Annotated in this window: 21 protein-coding genes; 18 read left to right on the forward strand and 3 right to left on the reverse strand. The window is 43.8% G+C overall.

The genetic code is table 11. The features are described from left to right. Position 1: 1 nt before the first annotated feature. The gene (locus D0X99_RS10010; protein ID WP_119477661.1) at positions 2-517 is read right to left on the reverse strand and encodes a DinB family protein; all 516 of its coding nucleotides are present in this window, start codon (positions 515-517) and stop codon (positions 2-4) included. A 67-nt stretch (positions 518-584) separates the two neighbouring features. On the opposite strand from D0X99_RS10010, the gene D0X99_RS10015 reads away from it, so the two are divergent. From D0X99_RS10015 to D0X99_RS10040, 6 genes are all read left to right on the forward strand, one after another. Beyond that, the gene (locus tag D0X99_RS10015; RefSeq protein ID WP_119477663.1) at positions 585-1931 is read left to right on the forward strand and encodes a M28 family metallopeptidase; all 1347 of its coding nucleotides are present in this window, start codon (positions 585-587) and stop codon (positions 1929-1931) included. A 108-nt stretch (positions 1932-2039) separates the two neighbouring features. Beyond that, on the forward strand, positions 2040-2582 hold the full coding sequence (locus D0X99_RS10020; protein WP_119477665.1) for a ferritin: 543 nt from the start codon (positions 2040-2042) through the stop codon (positions 2580-2582). A gap of 256 nt (positions 2583-2838) precedes the next feature. Continuing rightward, entirely contained in the window at positions 2839-4053 is a 1215-nt protein-coding gene (locus tag D0X99_RS10025) for a sterol desaturase family protein (RefSeq protein WP_119477667.1), read from the forward strand. A gap of 302 nt (positions 4054-4355) precedes the next feature. Then, positions 4356-5363, forward strand: coding sequence for a hypothetical protein (locus D0X99_RS10030; RefSeq protein ID WP_119477669.1), 1008 nt, complete (start codon positions 4356-4358; stop codon positions 5361-5363). A 56-nt stretch (positions 5364-5419) separates the two neighbouring features. After that, a complete protein-coding gene (locus D0X99_RS10035) occupies positions 5420-6532 on the forward strand; it encodes a formylglycine-generating enzyme family protein (protein WP_119477671.1) in 1113 nt (370 codons plus the stop codon). 61 nt (positions 6533-6593) lie between these two features. After that, a complete protein-coding gene (locus tag D0X99_RS10040; RefSeq protein ID WP_119477673.1) occupies positions 6594-7691 on the forward strand; it encodes a lipase family protein in 1098 nt (365 codons plus the stop codon). A 9-nt stretch (positions 7692-7700) separates the two neighbouring features. Here the strand turns inward: D0X99_RS10040 and D0X99_RS10045 are convergent, their stop codons facing one another. After that, on the reverse strand, positions 7701-8297 hold the full coding sequence (locus D0X99_RS10045) for a riboflavin synthase (RefSeq protein ID WP_119477675.1): 597 nt from the start codon (positions 8295-8297) through the stop codon (positions 7701-7703). Between the two features lie 108 nt (positions 8298-8405). On the opposite strand from D0X99_RS10045, the gene D0X99_RS10050 reads away from it, so the two are divergent. The 7 genes from D0X99_RS10050 (at position 8406) to D0X99_RS10080 (ending at position 13759) form a co-directional block, all read left to right on the forward strand. Beyond that, a complete protein-coding gene (locus D0X99_RS10050; RefSeq protein WP_119477677.1) occupies positions 8406-9062 on the forward strand; it encodes a protein-L-isoaspartate(D-aspartate) O-methyltransferase in 657 nt (218 codons plus the stop codon). 215 nt (positions 9063-9277) lie between these two features. Then, positions 9278-9802 (forward strand): acyl-CoA thioesterase, encoded by a 525-nt coding sequence (locus tag D0X99_RS10055; protein WP_119477679.1) that lies wholly within the window; start codon positions 9278-9280, stop codon positions 9800-9802. 126 nt (positions 9803-9928) lie between these two features. Beyond that, positions 9929-10555 (forward strand): hypothetical protein, encoded by a 627-nt coding sequence (locus D0X99_RS10060; RefSeq protein ID WP_119477681.1) that lies wholly within the window; start codon positions 9929-9931, stop codon positions 10553-10555. Continuing rightward, positions 10552-10863 (forward strand): DUF3817 domain-containing protein, encoded by a 312-nt coding sequence (locus D0X99_RS10065; protein WP_119477683.1) that lies wholly within the window; start codon positions 10552-10554, stop codon positions 10861-10863. Before D0X99_RS10060 ends, D0X99_RS10065 begins: the two co-directional genes overlap by 4 nt. A gap of 3 nt (positions 10864-10866) precedes the next feature. Beyond that, positions 10867-11886, forward strand: a complete 1020-nt coding sequence (locus tag D0X99_RS10070) for a hypothetical protein (protein WP_119477685.1) — start codon at positions 10867-10869, stop codon at positions 11884-11886. 145 nt (positions 11887-12031) lie between these two features. Then, entirely contained in the window at positions 12032-12913 is an 882-nt protein-coding gene (locus D0X99_RS10075) for a CorA family divalent cation transporter (protein WP_119477687.1), read from the forward strand. A 51-nt stretch (positions 12914-12964) separates the two neighbouring features. Then, a complete protein-coding gene (locus D0X99_RS10080; protein WP_119477689.1) occupies positions 12965-13759 on the forward strand; it encodes a cation transporter in 795 nt (264 codons plus the stop codon). A 9-nt stretch (positions 13760-13768) separates the two neighbouring features. Here the strand turns inward: D0X99_RS10080 and D0X99_RS10085 are convergent, their stop codons facing one another. Beyond that, on the reverse strand, positions 13769-14371 hold the full coding sequence (locus D0X99_RS10085; protein ID WP_147392216.1) for a hypothetical protein: 603 nt from the start codon (positions 14369-14371) through the stop codon (positions 13769-13771). Positions 14372-14526: 155 nt separating this feature from the next. Between D0X99_RS10085 and D0X99_RS10090 the strand changes: the two genes are divergently transcribed. The 5 genes from D0X99_RS10090 (at position 14527) to D0X99_RS10110 (ending at position 17259) form a co-directional block, all read left to right on the forward strand. Beyond that, a complete protein-coding gene (locus D0X99_RS10090; RefSeq protein ID WP_119477692.1) occupies positions 14527-15132 on the forward strand; it encodes a c-type cytochrome in 606 nt (201 codons plus the stop codon). Positions 15133-15155: 23 nt separating this feature from the next. Next, entirely contained in the window at positions 15156-15575 is a 420-nt protein-coding gene (locus D0X99_RS10095) for a RidA family protein (RefSeq protein ID WP_119477694.1), read from the forward strand. Then, complete coding sequence (locus tag D0X99_RS10100; protein WP_119477696.1) at positions 15572-16045, forward strand: YybH family protein; 474 nt, start codon at positions 15572-15574, stop codon at positions 16043-16045. Before D0X99_RS10095 ends, D0X99_RS10100 begins: the two co-directional genes overlap by 4 nt. A 74-nt stretch (positions 16046-16119) precedes the next feature. Further along, entirely contained in the window at positions 16120-16818 is a 699-nt protein-coding gene (locus D0X99_RS10105; protein WP_119477698.1) for a hypothetical protein, read from the forward strand. Between the two features lie 6 nt (positions 16819-16824). Beyond that, entirely contained in the window at positions 16825-17259 is a 435-nt protein-coding gene (locus D0X99_RS10110; RefSeq protein ID WP_119477700.1) for a DUF4345 domain-containing protein, read from the forward strand. The last annotated feature ends 133 nt before the right edge of the window (positions 17260-17392 follow it).

The raw sequence follows: 17392 nt of genomic DNA on the forward strand, positions 1-17392 counted from the left end.
CTTAGTATCTCTCTTTCAATATTGAAAAATGGTGAATAAAATGTCCTGGAATGATCCAAAACAAGGCTCTTGGAGTGATTGGATTTCCGTTGGCATTTCCCACATTATCCAATACACTTTCACTTAAGGTTGTGATTAAGGTTAACAAAGCCTTCCTCTGGGCCTCAAAATCTGCCAGTAGATTTTCAACTGGCACCTGCCCAAAACGGGCATTAAGAACATATGGATCCTGATCAAAACCAGGCAGAGCTTTACTTTCCCCTCTTGCAAAGCACAAAGCCCTGAATGTCATAATCCGCTCCGTGTCTATCATATGACCCAAAACTTCCTTTGGAGTCCATTTTCCAGCAGCATAAGGTCTGGAATCCCATCCCGGTTCTTTGGATTGGAACAGGTTTTTCAACTCTTCGATTTGTTGAAGCGCAAGGACTGAGAAATTTTCATCCGGAATTTTGGAAAGGTAGGTATCGTAGTAGCCGGGGTATTCGCCTTTTTTTGGCAGTGAGAATGTGTTCATGTAAAACTTGAGTTGGTTTATAACCTTACGGGATAAATTTAGGGTTAAGGATAAAACCAACCTCATTATGCGAAAAATTTTATTCACCCTGAGCCTGGGCTTTTTGTCCCTCGGTTCATTTGCACAAAGTACAATCATACGAAATCCGGAAATTGAAAAACTGGTTCAGGAGGTTTCGTCAGACTCCCTCAAAAAGTACATTTACGATTTGTCTGCCTTCCATTCCCGTCATACGCTCAGCACCGATGAGAAAAACGGAATGCCTGCTGCACAGCGCTATGTACTTTCCAAATTCAATTCATTTGCGAAAGCCTCCAACGGCCGCATGACCGCACAAATCGAAGAGTTTGTGATCCCTGCAGACGGTCGGAGAATTACTGCGGATTCCAAAGTGGCCAATGTGATCGCTACACTTAAGGGAACAAATCCAGCCGATAATCGGATATTCATTGTTTCAGGACATCTGGACTCCAGAAACAAAGACGTAATGGATGCGACCGGAGGGTCTCCCGGTGCCAATGACGATGGCAGCGGCGTAGCAGCTGTAATTGAACTGGCTCGGGTTTTGGCCAAAAAGGAATTCTCCGCAACCGTCCTATTCGTTGCTTTTACAGGTGAAGAACAAGGCCTCAAGGGAGCAACTTATCTTGCTGACAAAGCAAAAGCAGAAGGCTGGAAAATAGAGGCAGTCCTCAACAATGACATCATCGGAAACAGCAACTCCTCCCAGACGCTCATCAGCAACAACACCCAAATGCGGGTATTCTCTGAATCAATTCCACTGGCTGAGGACGAGCGTGGAGCTGCTATCCGCCGTTCCACCAATTCAGACAACGACAGCCCGTCCCGTCAACTTGCTCGATACATCAAAGAAAACGGGGAAAAATACGTGGATCATATGGAGGTTAAATTGATCTATCGAAGCGATCGATTCCTGCGTGGAGGAGATCAGACACCTTTCATGAGAAACGGATTTACGGCCGTGAGAATGTCAGAAATGAACGAAAACTTCTACCATCAGCATGAAAACGTAAGAGTGGAAAATGGAATCCAATACGGTGACCTTCCCGAATTCATGGATTTTGAATACCTGAGAAAAGTATCTGCTGTGAATCTGGCTTCCGCGGCTTCCTTGGCCAACTCAGCGGAAATGCCGGAGGAAGTACGAATAGATGTCCGAGGTTTGACCAATACCTCTACCCTGCTTTGGAAAGCTCCGGCAGTGGGAAAAGTAAAAGGTTATTATGTGTTGATCCGCGAAACTTCCTCTCCGATGTGGGAAAAGAAATTCTTTACTACCGAGACCACCATAACCTTACCGTATTCCAAAGACAATTACTTCTTTGCTGTACAAAGCGTAACTGAAGGCGGAGAGGAAAGCTTGGCTGTTTTTCCTTCACCATTAACCCGTTGATCGACGGAAGTCCTAATTAAATCAATTCTAAATTTCCATCGAAAAAAGGAACTTGGGGAACGATTGACGGGTGATTTCGTTAAGTTTAATGAATAAATTTTATAGACTATGAAACAGAAAGAGATCGTAACGCTCCAGCGTTCATTACTTCCCGATACCGAAGCCTTACTTAACAAGCAGATTGAAATGGAAGGTAAATCTTCAGCTTATTACCTTTCAATGGCTTCTTGGTGCCACATGATGGGCTATGCCAATGCCGCCAAATACCTTTACACCCATGCGGATGAGGAACGGATGCACATGATGAAAATCTTCCAATATGTAAATGAGGCTGGAGGTCATGCCATTCAACCTGAAATCACCGGAATTCGACACAATTTCAATTCCTTGAGGGAGGTTTTTGAGTTGATTTTGGAGCATGAAATCAAGGTTACCAAATCAATCAACAACATCGTGGATCATGCATTTTCTGCAAAAGACTTTGCGACTTTCAGCTTTATGCAGTGGTATGTGACTGAGCAGCGAGAAGAAGAAACTATGTCCAGAAGAGCGCTCGAACTCTTTGAAATCATCGGTGAGGAAGGAATTGGGCTTTGGACGATCGATCAGGAGTTGGGTAAGCTTCATGCTGCTGCCGCATCCGGAGAATAATTTTCTTTGGTCAATCCTATCAATAAGAGGCTGTCTCATTACGAGGCAGCCTCTTTTTTTAACCTGCTTGATCCTATGATTTTTTGCAAAATCTGCAAAAGGGAGGCAATCGATCGAATAAAGTAGGGAAAATTAGGAAAATGAGGCCAACCCGGAATCACATTGGGGATTACGGATAATCTGAAATATGACGATGTGAAAGGGGAGTTTCAAAGGCATTTGATGAGAAATACCTTTCTCAAAAACATCCCTTGTCATGGAAAAGCCTATTAACACACCCGTAAAAAATCTCATTCTATGCTTTGCCGCCTTTTTGTTTTTCGAATTATGCATCATGGTAATAGCGCATGCCTTGGAAAATCCACCCGCCAAACTTCTGATCCTGATAGGAGCTGGTTGGTTGATGTGGACCTTTGTAGAGTATGGAATCCACCGATTTCTGATGCACGAATTAATTGTCCCCGGAAAAAAAGATGAGCTTTTTCATCACCAAAATCACCATCAAAATCCCAGTGAACTCCTGGTCGGCTGGCCACACCGTTTGTTGATAGGTGTTTTGGGTAGTTTACTATTGGTTGTAGCAATTATTTACCAAAACCCTTCTTTCTCTTTTTTTACCGGTTTCTTTATCGGCTTTTTGTTTTATAATTTCCTTCATTACCTACTGCACAGACCCATTGGAAAATTCCTGCTTCCCAATGTCCAACGAGCTCATATTCTTCACCATACCCGATTTCCAAATTGTGGATACAGTTTTAGTACTGTACTTTGGGATTGGCTCTTTGATACCTTACCTCCAGCAGATGCATTGGTTACAGAGCAAATGAAAAAGACTTACTTCAACCCAAGAGCCCCAAGACAAAGACAAAAACCAAATTTAATAGTAGACTGTAACTTAAAAAAGGAAACCAGTTCAACTCTCTTCATTCTGATTGCAGGCGCCCTACTTCCAAGCTGCGTACCGGTATTTTCAGACCTTCAAAGCGCCCGCACTGTTGGAGCCGGACAAGTGGAAATGACTCCATTTGTTACAATCAATGATGCACAAACTGAATATGGTGCCAATGTAGCAATCGGTATTACCCCCAATTTTGATCTCTGGGCGAGGTATGAATACGTGTCTTTAGGAGATGGAGAAGGTACGGGAGTATTCGGCATGGGTCCAAAATTCGGAATTGTACCCGGACGGATTGCAGCGTTTCTACCTGTTGGAAATGCCTTTAATCCCGACTTCTCGGATAATTGGCAATTTCAGCCCACGATACTTCTTACCCAACCCATAGTGGATGACAAATTTGAAGCAACACTTTCACCCAAATACCTGGTCTATTTCTGTGATTCCTGCGGTGGATATTTTGCTACCAATCTGGGATTTGCATGGGGAAAAGATTTGAATCTTTGGGCAATCCGGGCTGAGTATGGAAGGATTTTCAGCGAAGGTGGAGTTGGCCAATTCAGCATGGGCTTTTGATTTAATCTTAATCCCAATGAGTAAGGTTTTTTAAAAACTTTTGGTGAAAAATCGGGAGGTCAAAACCTCCTTTTTTTATGCTTAACCGAAAAGGATAATCAAAATTGGAATATTGCAATCTACCATAAAGTCAAAAATATCTAGTATAAATTTTATTTTGCTTTATTAGTTATTTTCAAAACATTTTTAATAATACAAATCTATCACCAAAATATTATTTCTTCTTCGTTGATAATAAGTATAACTTTTCTTACTTTGAATTTGACTTTTATCGGTATTTGACTTTTCTAAAATAACCCAATATGACGATTTCATCTAATACTCAGGCACAGTTTTTCCAAAGTCTGAAGCACACCATCCCCTCCTACGCATCTTTGGTAGACGAGGTCGCCGAAACCCTCAACGTGAGCATGGATAGTGCATACCGCAGAATTCGAGGAGAAAAACTTCTTGACTTTGAAGAGCTGAGGATTCTTTGCCAACGATTCAACGTCTCGCTCGACAAGTTTTTTAGCATGAATTCAAATTCAATTCAGTTTCAGGGTAGACTAAACACCTATCATGAAGATGCTTTTCAACTATGGATGGAAGACGTTTTGGCGCAGCTCAGTTTGGTCAACAGCTTCAGCCATAGGCATGTATATTTTTTGGTTAAAGACATGCCTCCTTTCCACCATTATTACCATCCAGCCTTGGCAAGTTTCAAATTTTTCTTTTGGATGAAGTCGATTCTGTACTATGATAGCCTGAAAAATGAAAAGTTTGCCATTTCAGATAATCTCTATTCCAGATATCAGGAATTGACACAAAAGATCCTAAAAGTCTACCTCAAGGTACCCACTTCCGAGATTTGGAATGAAGAAGGATTGACTACCACGATCCGACAGATCGAAGTCTATCACGAAATGGGACTTATCAAAAACCCACAGGATACGATCACGCTGTATCATTGCCTTTTGGAAGTGATTGATCATCTCGAAAAGATGGCAGAAACGGGAAAAAAATCGATGTTTGGACAGACGCCAACCGAGGAAAGCGCGGAATACCGTCTTTTTCTCAATGAAATTGTACTCGGGGACAATACGTTCATGGCGGAAATCGGAGATACGAAAATTACCTACCTTAATCACAGCGTTCTCTATTTTGTGGGATCCGTTGATCAAAAATTCAACGAAAGCATGTTTCGAAATCTCGAAAATCTGATGAAAAAATCGACGCTGATCAGCGGAACCGGGGAAAAGGAACGTAAGCAGTTTTTCAATAAACTTCGAAAAAAAGTCCAGGCGAAGATCTCTTTGGTAGAAGTTTAAATCAATGTGAGCAGATCTTGATGGCTTAAAATTACTTTTTCAGCTAACTTGCCAGAATGAAACGCCCAGCATTTTCTTCCTTTCTTGTCTTTTCACTTATTCCAAGCCTTGTACTCTTTTCCTGTAAGTCAAAAGAGGAATCCAAGGAGGCAGTATCATCCTCTTCCACGTCTGCAGTTCAATTTGCAGACCCTGAGCCACCGCAAAAAGAAGCTGGAATGGCTTGGATACCCGGTGGAAAATTCACTATGGGAACAAACGAGGAAGATGCCTATCCTGCCGAAAAACCTGCCGTGGAAGTGGAGGTAAGCGGTTTTTGGATGGATACCCATGAAGTTACCAATGCAGAATTTGCCAAGTTTGTAGAGGCAACTGGCTATGTCACAGTGGCTGAACGCAAGCCGGAATGGGAAGAGCTCAAAAAACAACTTCCTCCCGGAACACCCAAGCCGGATGAATCCATTTTGGTTCCTGGTTCCATGGTATTCTCCCCACCACCCTATGCCGTACCTACTGCTGATATTTCCCTTTGGTGGAAATGGGTGAACGGTGCCAGCTGGAAGCACCCGGAAGGCCCTGAAAGCACGACCAAGGGGAGAGAAAACCATCCTGTAGTTCACATTGCATTTGAAGATGCAGAGGCCTATGCCAGATGGGTTGGCAAGCGTCTCCCAACTGAATTTGAATGGGAATTTGCTGCTCGAGGAGGTGTAAACGGTAAGCGATTCGCATGGGGAGATGAACTTCATCCAAACGGACAATACCTTGCCAATACCTTTCAGGGAGTTTTCCCTCATCAAAATGACGGCAAAGACGGTTTTATCGGAACGTCACCTGTGGCCACATTTGCTCCTAATCCATTTGGATTGTATGACATGATAGGCAATGTCTGGGAACTCACTTCGGACTGGTATGACTTTCTGAAATTTGCACGCCTTGCAGGACAAGCACCAAAACTGGATGCCGGTATGAACCCCTGCTACAATCCGGAAAATCCCTACGCCATGGAACATGTCATCAAAGGTGGCTCCTTCCTCTGTGCAGCAAACTACTGCGTCAATTATCGGCCTTCTGCCCGGCAGGGAACATCCTTTGATTCAGGTACTTCCAATGTAGGTTTCCGCCTTATAAAAGATCCCCAAACCAAAGCGCTTGGATTAAACCAATAAATTCTAACTGAGTTATTCAAACGGCATTTAATCCAAGTGCCGTTTTTTTTATTTCCATTTTATGAACAAAATAAAATTCCTATTGCTATCCACTTTTCTTCTTTGGGGAAAAGTCTCTTTCGCTCAACTTACCCCTGGATTTTCTCCGAAAGAGTACAAAGACTTTTTGGGAATCACAGCCGGAAGCGTCCAGGATTCGGCTTTTAGAAAAGGCATACCTCAGAATCAAAACCTGAAACGGATTTATGAATCTCCATTGGTCGGACTGGACAACAAATGGTACCTATGGGTGAATAAACCTCAAAAAATCGCCTGGCTCACCATTCGGGGAACTGCCAATAACCCCACTTCCTGGTTGGCTAATTTTTACTCGGCAATGATTCCAGCAAAGGGAATGATGAAAATATCGGACACCAATTCCTTTGAATACAACTTCAGCAATAATCCCAAAGCAGCAGTTCATGTGGGTTGGACACTTTCCACTGGTGCACTGGCAGAGACCTTGGTTCCTAAGATGGATTCACTTTATCAGGCTGGCTATCGGGATTTTGTGGTTTCGGGGCACAGTCAGGGAGGGGCAATATCCTATCTTATGACGGCTCATTTATATCACCTAAAGGAATCCGGAAGATGGCCCGAACCGATTCGGATCAAGACTTACGCCAGTGCAGCACCTAAACCCGGTAACCTCTATTTTGCCTACCACTATGAATACATCACGCGTGGAGGCTGGGCATACAATGTGGTCAATGGGGCTGATTGGGTACCTGAGACTCCTTTTTCCGTGCAAACCGTGAAGGATTTCAACACCATCAATCCATTTACCGATGCCAGTGCTTTCATCAGCAAACAAAAATTCCCTCAGAAACTAATCTTCCGGAAGGTTTACAACAATCTGAACAAGCCGACGGAAAAGGCCAAAAAGAACTTCCAGAAGTATTTGGGAGAATTTGCCGGAAAACAAGTAACCAAAAACCTACCCGAATATCAATCTCCGGAGTTTTTCAACAGCAATCACTTTACCCGAGCGGGAAATTTCATCGTGCTGAATCCTGATGAGGAGTATTCCAAAATTTATCCCGACGACAAGGAAAAGGTATTCAGACACCACGGACTTCAACCTTATCTCTTTTTGCTGGAAAGGCAGTATCCTGAATAGATTAGGCTATCAGGCAGTTGGATAGCCTTTGATAATGCGGGCTATGTACTTTCCTATGATATCAAATTCCAGATTGACCAAGTCCCCGACCTGAAGCTGATGGAAATTGGTATGTTCATATGTATAGGGAATAATCGCAACCGAAAACCGCCCCGGGCCTGAATTAAAGCAAGTCAAGCTCGTGCCGTTGATGGTAATGGAACCTTTTTCAACCGTGACATTACCAGTGGACTGGTCAAATTCAAAATCGAAAAGCCAGGATCCATTTTCATCGGAAATGCCCTTCACCACACCAGTTTGGTCCACGTGTCCCTGCACGATGTGCCCATCAAATCGGCCGTTTGCCGGCATGCAGCGCTCCAGGTTTACTTTCTTCCCAACTTTCCACCCTGCAAGGTTTGTCTTTCGGATGGTCTCCTCAATCGCCGTAACCCGATAAGTCTCCGAAGTCACATTTACCACCGTCAGACATACGCCATCATGGGCAAGAGACTGATCTACTTTGAGTTCAAAAGCGATGGAAGCACTTAAATCAAAATGCACATTGCTACCTTCTTGGGTGATTTTTTGGATTGTTCCAAAGGACTCGATAATTCCTGTAAACATGGCTGAAATTTAAACTTCGACAGATCAAACGGATAAGCAAAAAATGCCCTTCCGGGTTCAAAGTAAGGCAAATATTCATTTATCTTCGAACACCTAAACCCGCCCGGAATGCTAAAACTTGAAGATACTTACCTGCACAAAGGAAAACGCCGCGCGCTTGTCGCCGAGCTTCGTGCAAAGGGTATCAAAAGTGAGCGGGTTTTGGAGGCGATCAATACCCTGCCCCGTCATTTTTTCTTTGACACCGCGCTGATTTCCCATGCTTACGAGGACAAAGCATTCCCAATTGGTGAAGGCCAGACGATTTCACAGCCTTATACGGTTGCGTTTCAGACGGAACTTTTGGATGTGAAACCTGGAGACAAAATCCTCGAAATCGGAACAGGATCCGGATACCAGGGAAGCATTCTTCATCTGCTTGGTGCTGAAGTTTATACCATCGAGTACCAAAAAAAGCTGTTTGAAGGAACCCAACGGTTTTTGAAAAGGCTGGGGATTGAAATGCACCTCTTTTACGGAGATGGCACAGGTGGATTGCCTCAATTTGCTCCCTATGACAAAATCATTGTAACAGCCGGTGCTCCAGTGGTACCGGAGGCATTGATTCAACAGTTGAAAATCGGAGGCATTTTGGTCATTCCTGTTGGTGACCGCAAGCGTCAAGCCATGGTGAAAATCACCAAAAAGTCCTCAAAAGATATTATCAGGGAAGAATTCGATGGGTTCGCATTCGTGCCTCTCTTGGGAAAAGAAGGCTGGAAGTGAAAGAATGGGAGGTTCGGAAGCTGGGAAGTTTGGAATTCAAACCGGAAAATTGAAACTGGCCCAAGATTAAACCTGGAAATTCCATCATTACCCAAAAAATACAGCCTATTCGCCACTACATTTCAAACTCAATCAAAACAGTATAATGTTTTGAAATTTGATTTTTGTTCTAGCACGACAAAATTTTATTTCTATTTTTGTCCAAAATCAGCCATATGTCTAAGCAAAAGTTCGCAAAGGAATCTGTCACCATCATGACCGAAATGGTCCTTCCCAACGACACCAACACGCTCAACAATCTCATGGGGGGCCGTCTGATGCATTGGATGGACATTGTGGCTGCCATTGCTGCTCAAAAACACTGCAACCGAATTGTGGTCACAGCTTCAGCTGACAGCATTTCTTTTAAGCAGCCGATTAATTTGGGGAATGTCGTCACCTTGAGATCTCAGGTGACCCGCTCGTTCAACTCATCCATGGAGGTGTTCATCGAAGTGACTGCAGAGGATATTCCCGCGAAAAAGAAAATCATGACTCACCGGGCCTTTTTCACCTTTGTGGCGGTGGATCAAAACGGTAGACCCATCGAAGTACCCGAACTAGTGCCTGAATCTCCAGAGGAAAAAGAACTTTTCGAAGGGGCATTGAGAAGAAGGCAACTGAGGTTGGTTTTGGCGAAGCGGATGAAGCCTGAAGATGCTATTGAACTGAAGTCTATCTTCAACCTGGACGATAAATAATTGAAGATTGGCCTGTCGCTCCAACTGTTTGGAACTCCTGGCCAATCCTTAATTTTTGATTTCTTTTTCCTTTTTTAAATCAAGTTTAAGCTTTGCCAAACGGCATTTTTTGACCAATTTCCGGCCATGGAAAAGGAAAGTCTTGAGGAACTCAAATCTCTGATCGAAGAGGAAATTTACCTGATTCCTGAGGACAGGAAGGCGATTCTTGCCCAATTAGAGGGTATTCCCACCGCCAATTTGGACGTCAAACCTATCCCCGAGGCAATAACCCCTGTTGAGCACCAACCTCAAAAGGAGTCTGTCGTCATTCCTGTTTCCTCTTCACAACCTGAACCTCAATCTATTGTCGAAGAACTTTTGGTTGAGCCGATAAAAATCCGTGGAAATTTCTCGAAAGGAGTCCTGATTCTGCATGAGGAAGGCGAGCTCAGCGCAGAAGTGATGGATATGCTAGTCAAAATGATCAATGCCTGCGGTCATTCCATGAATGAGGTGGGTTTGGTCGCCTCCGAAAGTTTGGAAGGTCGCAGCATGGAGGACTTTTTGGCACTTAATTCCCATACAGTTTTAAAATTCGGACGAATCAAGCATCCAATCAATGCACTGCCAGCACCATCCTATGAGGTTTTTGCCGAAAATGAAACCGAATATCTGTTTGCAGATTCATTAACCATGATCGCTGAAGACAAAAACCTGAAAAAGAAACTCTGGACTTCACTTCAAGTCCTCTTTAACCTTACATCTAAATGAACGCCGAACAAACCAAATGGGCCCGACGCTTTAAGTGGATCAGTCTGATCGAAGGACTTTCTTTTTTGATCCTTCTTGGAATTGCTATGCCGATGAAATACGTATTTGATATGCCCTTGGCGGTCACCTATGTGGGCTGGGTACACGGAATTCTTTTCATCCTGTACATCTACATGGTCTTCCCGACTGCACAAAAGCTGAAATGGGAATTTGGTCGGACTTTCTTTGCTTTACTCGCTTCGATTCTCCCTTTTGGTCCATTTATTTTTGACAGAAATCTGAAGAAAAACCAACACGTTGACTTTTAAGTCATGGCGCTGATCAGTAGGAAAAAGCTCATTTACCCCATCAGTTCGGTACTGAGGCGCTATCTGATCAAATACTCCCGGGAAGTTGACATTCCCATTCATTACCATGAATTGCTGCGCTATACCAGTTCCATAGCGTTGTACGACTCCAAGGACCAGGATACGCTTTGGGAAACGGTTTTTTACGCGGAAAGTGATCGGGAGGAGATTCATCAAAACGTAAAAAAGATCTACGCCCTACTCAAAGCTGGCGGGGATATGAGCGTAATGGATCACCTGTTTATCGATCGGATAGACTTGTGCATTTATGGAAATACACAGCCTTTTCGGGTTCGTATCGTAAACAGAATCAACGATAACTTCGACTACTTTTATATCAAAAATGCTGACGCATCCAGGGTATACGGATTGGAAATGGAGCACCTCCTCTCCCCCAACCGAATCTCCTACCTGGTTCATCAAAACACCTTGATTGAGGAACACATAGCAGGTATTCCTGGTGAGAAATTCATGAAACTCCACATGGATGACCCTCATTTGAACCCGATTCGACTGGCCAAGGAGTTTGTGAAATTCAACGAGCGCTGCTTCGTACGCCTGCTTGGCGACATGCATTCGTCCAATTTTGTAATTGATGTGACTCCGGACTTTGAAGAGACCCACTACCGAATCCGAGCAATTGATTTTGATCAACAGTCCTATGAGGGCAAAAAGTCCATTTACCTGCCCCAATACTTCAAGGAAAACAATGCACTCATCCAACTGGGCATGAAATACATCACACCGGAATCCATGCGTCAATATCAGCGGGAAGAGCGGGCCTTGATTTCTACGCGACTGAAGTCTTCTCACAAAGAAATCGAAGATATCCTCCGCTGCATGGAGCATGATAAAATCGCTCCTCAGGAAAATGTGGATCTTTTGAAATCAGACTTAGCTAAACATTACAAAAATCCGGCATTCCTGGACTGTCGAAATATGGGGGAAGTCCTACGCCTCAGTCTCAATCAGGTGATTCGATAGGCAGGCAAAATCAGGTACAGAAAACTTCCGGATTTCTTGGAAAAAAATCTTCTATATTATGATGTGTTTACTTTGAAAAGGGCTTTTCAGACCCAATTTTAGACATTTCTAAAAGCTAAATCCAACGCAGACAAACTTGCCCTACATGACTCAATTCAAAAAATCCTTTGGAAAATTTGAGTGGCTGGACCTCGAAAAACCCAAGCCAAAAGACCTACTGGAACTGACCCAACCCTATCACATAGACCTTAATCTCCTGGAAGATGCCTTAGAACACGGTCACCTTCCCAAGTTGGAAAAACACGGAGATTTTACCTTCATCATTCTTCGGGCATATTCTGTAGAACCACATCAGAATCATGCAACCGTTGCACAACTCAGTAATAAAATTGCCTTTTTGATCAATGAAAGTCGGTTGATCACCATTCACCAAAAGCCATTTGAATTTTTGGAGAAATGCAAAAACGAGGATTTTGAGGATTCAGAAGCCTTAATGCTTTCCATCATCTTGGAGATGATCACAACTTTTGAAGCACCCATGCAGTGGCTGAGTGAAAAAATGGATGAAAATGAAAAGGAAATTTTCCTGAGTAAGCGAGGAAAAATATCAATCGAGCATCTTTACTATCAAAAAGCAAAAGCAAGAATTTGCAGAAAGTTGCTTCAGCTTTCCCAAAATGTCCTGAATCAACTTACTGTGGAGGAAAAATACATTTCGAATCTTCAGGACATCAAAGAATCCGCCATCAGCTACATGTTGCATTTCGATGAAGTCATCGAAGATGCCCATGCCATATTGAACACCCACCTTTCCCTCAGCGCCCAAAAGAGCAACGAGGTCATGAAACTCCTGACCATCTTTTCGGCATTTTTCCTGCCTTTGACCTTCATTGTGGGTGTCTATGGGATGAACTTTGATTATATGCCCGAATTGGGCTGGAAATGGGGATATTACCTGACATGGGGTGTTATGATTACGGTTTCAATTGTCATTTTCACTTGGTTTAAGCGAAAAAAATTCGTCTGAAAAATCCCTGATCTGCTTCCCTGTCTGGCCGCAAATAGTTTCTAAATCCCCATGCAAGAATCAATTTTTAAAATTCCCAAAATGGATTGCCCGTCAGAGGAAAATCTGATCAGACTGAAGCTGAATGATCTTTCAGGGCTGAAGCAGTTGGAATTTGATCTGGAAAAGAGGGAACTGAAAGTCTGGCATCAGGAGGAAATCCTACCTCAGGTAACGCAGGCCTTGGAGAATCTCAACCTTGGCAGTAAATGGGTAGTAAGCAAAGTGGCAAATCCGGTCGATGCATCGGAGGATAAAGACCAGCGGAAATTACTCTGGACGGTATTGGCCATCAATTTCATTTTTTTTATTCTCGAATCCCTCTTCGGATTTATCTCCAAATCCATGGGATTGGTTGCCGATGGTCTGGATATGTTGGCGGATGCCCTGGTCTATGGACTAAGTTTGCTTGCAGTCGGTGCGACGGTGTTCAGAAAGAAACAAGTTGCCTTTGCTGCCGGAATTTTCCAGATAATGCTGGCCATTTTAGGCTTTTTGGAAGTGCTTCGGCGGTTTTTTGGACGTGGAGAACTTCCTGATTACAAGTGGATGATAGGAGTTTCTTTTTTCGCACTTCTGGCTAATGCCTATTGCCTTTTCCTGCTTCAAAAATCAAAATCAAAGGAGGCTCATATCAAAGCCAGCCTTATTTTCACTTCCAACGACGTCCTGATCAATTTGGGGGTCATTTTTGCAGCAACACTTGTATTGTGGCTGGATTCCGGTATTCCGGATCTTATCATCGGAGCCCTGATTTTTGTCCTGGTAATGATCGGAGCGATGCGGATTTTAAAGCTGGCGAAATAAGCCCAAAGGTCAGAAGCTGATCACCAAATCCAATCTAGGGAACTCCAAGAATATCCCCTGGCTCCTCCCATCAAATTCCAACAGCAATCCAGACTTTTCGGAAGGTTCAAATCGAAGTTGGGGATGGTCCTGAAATCTGTTTAAAAATTCAATTTGAGCAGATTCAGGAATTTGAAAAATGGCTTGAGTCAGTCTCCGAATTCCGTTGGAATGATCCAAGGATTCTGCATAATCTGTTTTAGGACCTTTGAAAGGACCTCTAAAAGTCCAGGGTAAGGCGGGATTTTCCCGATTGGATAAAATCTCAAACTGCATTCCCTCAGGGAAATAAATCGGTTGATAATATTCACATTCCAAAAAAACAGAGTCCGATTCATCGGTATTTTCCAAACCCAGACCAAACCTGGAAAACCCGGATGCTTCGAATCTCACCCGATCCGTCAAACCCGTTTTTCGGATCAAGTCACTTTCCAACTCCCAAGGATCATTTTCCCAGATGATTTCCAAATAGAAATTCTCAAAATAGAATTTCCGATTGCGGGTTCCCTGTCCAGGATGAATCCGATTAATCCCCTCCAAAAATCCTGCACTCAAAAAAAGATCGGCTTCCATACCGAGGTTTCGCGAAGAAATAAAAATATGGTCGATGAGCATAAGACTCATACTCCCCTCCTAGCGGAAAAGTTTTGGTTTTTTTTCAACTCACCCATGCAACCCAACTCCCAATTTTCCCATCCCTAATCCCAGAAAACTAACCCACAAACAAAATGAAGAAATTAACCTTTTTTGCACTGGCTGCCCTTCCAGCAGCCCTTGTCCTGACTCAATGCCAGCAGGCAAAAACCGATGCTACAGCAACTCCAGAACCCACAGAAACCTACGGAGGTTATGCCAGTCGGGAGGAACTCGGTGAACATTTGGTGACTATCGCTGGCTGCCACGATTGCCACACTCCAAAGAAAATGGGGCCCAACGGACCGCAGTTGGATATGGAAAATGCCCTTTCCGGACACCCGGCAACACTTCCGATTCCGGATTTAAATCGTGCAGAACTCGAATCCAAAGGTGCCGCAGCTTCTCAAACCATGACTGCTTGGATTGGACCTTGGGGAGTTTCTTTCTCGTCCAATATTACTTCGGATGCGACCGGAATCGGCAACTGGACCGAAGAGCAATTTTTCACCGCCCTGAGACAGGGTAAATCCAAAGGAATTGCGACGAACCGGCAAATGCTTCCACCCATGCCCTATGAGATGTTTGCCCACATGACTGACGATGAAATCCGGGCAATTTTTGCTTACCTGAAGAGCACCAAGCCGGTCAACAATGTGGTGCCTGAGCCACTTCCACCACTAAGTGCTCAACCTCAATAATTCAGAATTGAACCTTATTTAACATGAAAATCAAGCTATTAGCACCCGCATTTTTTATTCTTTCGCTGAGCGCCTTTGCTCAGGAAAAAACACTCCACTACAACGAACAAGTGGAGAAAGAATGGAACTACGCTCAGGTCTACCGGACTGGAAATCTGCTCTTTCTTTCCGGAGTCACCGCCAAGGGAACTATGGAAGAATCTGTGGCACATGTCTATAAAGTCCTGCAAATGACCCTGGACAAGTACGGTCTGGACAAAACTCATGTGGTCAAAGAAGGACTCTTCACCCGGGATATGGAAGCGATGAAAAAGGCCCAGCCTATTCGCAAAAAGTTTTACGGCGATCATAGTCCAGCAAGCACTTGGGTTCAGATAGACCGACTCTTTGAGGAAGATTACATGCTGGAAGTGGAGTGGGTAGTCGAAATCGAAAAACAATGAGCAACTCCGCAAAAATCCCTCAAAAAAATCACCGAGTGGGGTGGTTAGTGGTCTTTTTGATCTGCCTCGGGTTCAATTCCATCTGCCTGGGACAGACACTTCCTGCCAAGGAATCTCTGCTTGAAGCCGATCGAAGCTTTTCCAAAATGGGAAGGGAAAAAGGACTAAAGGCTGCATTTCTCCACTTTGCCGATCCGGAAGCGATTCTACTGAGGGATGGCAGCGAACCCATCCGTGGACTGGAAGCTATTGGAAAGTCATTTGGTCCGGAGGTTCCGGGTTTTGTACTAGCCTGGGAGCCTGAGTTTGCACGCGTGGCTGAGTCCGGTGAACTGGGCTATACTTTGGGGCATTTTCAGGCTTTGGATTCCGAAGGGAAGATCCTGAATAAAGGAAGCTATACCTCTGTTTGGAGGAAAAACTCCAAGGGCGAATGGAAATGGCTGATTGATGTTGGAGTCAATTATTAGACAGTTTTTTTTTATCAAAAAGCAACCCACTTCGCCTTTTTTCCATCCTTCCAACAAAACCAACTATTACTAAAATGAAAATCTTAAAAATCACTTTTCTGGCATTTTTGGGGATTTGCTTTGGGGTATCAGCCCAAGAACTTCAACAACCCCTGGAAGATTTCCCGATTTCCAACAAGGGCTATGCCTTGCTCAAAACAGGTGAAGTCATCGAAGGGAAAATCATCAATTCCACCAGTACCCGCGGAATCACCAAGGTCAGCTTGGAAGACGAATCCGGTACACGCCACAAAATCAGTGCGGAAGACATGTATGAATTTGCAGTGGCAATGAACGGAGCTGTAAGGCTCCAATACCTCATGGATCGAGGTTCATCAGTGAAAAAACTGCTGTCCAAAGATCAGCCGACTGCCAAGCCAAAGGACTTTATCATTTTCCGAAACACCAGTGTAAACGGGGAAAAAGAACTGCTTTTGCAACTTCTGAACCCGGATTTTGACGATGTATTTGAAGTGTTTTATGATCCAGTGTCACGCAAGACTTTTGGATTGGAAGGTGAATACATCAAGTGGACAGGAGATAAACACCGGGCCTATTTCATATCCAAAAACGGTGCTCCGCTGATGAAAGTGAAAAAAGGAAATTACAAAAAGTCCTTCGAAGTGCTGTTTGGAGACTGCCAGCAAATGCTTTCAGAAGTCAAAAAGCCGAAACTGGAAGACCTTGGTCAGCACATCAATCTCTACAACGCCTATTGTGCCTTTTCAAATTAATCGACCATGAAAAAAGTTAATCGTTGGGTGCTTTTCACCCGCATTTACATTGGCTTTTCGATACTGAGTTTATTATCAGTGAGTATCATGGCCTTATTTGACCCGCAGTCGGTAATGGATTTGGTGGGAGTTAAACTGGAAAACACAGACGCCTTGAGTTCGATCCGGGGAGTGTATGGTGGAGTGGGAATCACGATCTGTCTGAGCCTTGTCTACCTGCTCATCCTTTATCCTGAAAAGGGCGCTGCTTTTCTTAGCATTTTTTGGGGTGCCTATGCCTTTTCGAGATTGATCACTTTGGTCTCGGATGGTCCTTTGGGCGACTTTGGGACTCAATGGCTCTTGATTGAGAGCTTCCTTGCCCTTGTCGGATTAGGACTCTGGCAGTTTTTGGTATCCGAGCGGAGGAAGCAAAAGTTTATCCTCAAGCCGGGCATCTGATTTATTTTTTGAGTTCAATTCCCTCCCGCTCCAAGGAAAAAATTGGGGCGGGATTTTTTATTTCAATTTGTCTTTGGGAGTTCTGTTCCCATGTTTCTCCACTTACGGAAATTTCAAAGTCTTTACTCAAGTG

The organism is Algoriphagus lacus (assembly GCF_003583985.1).
GTDB classification, from domain to species: Bacteria; Bacteroidota; Bacteroidia; order Cytophagales; family Cyclobacteriaceae; genus Algoriphagus; species Algoriphagus lacus.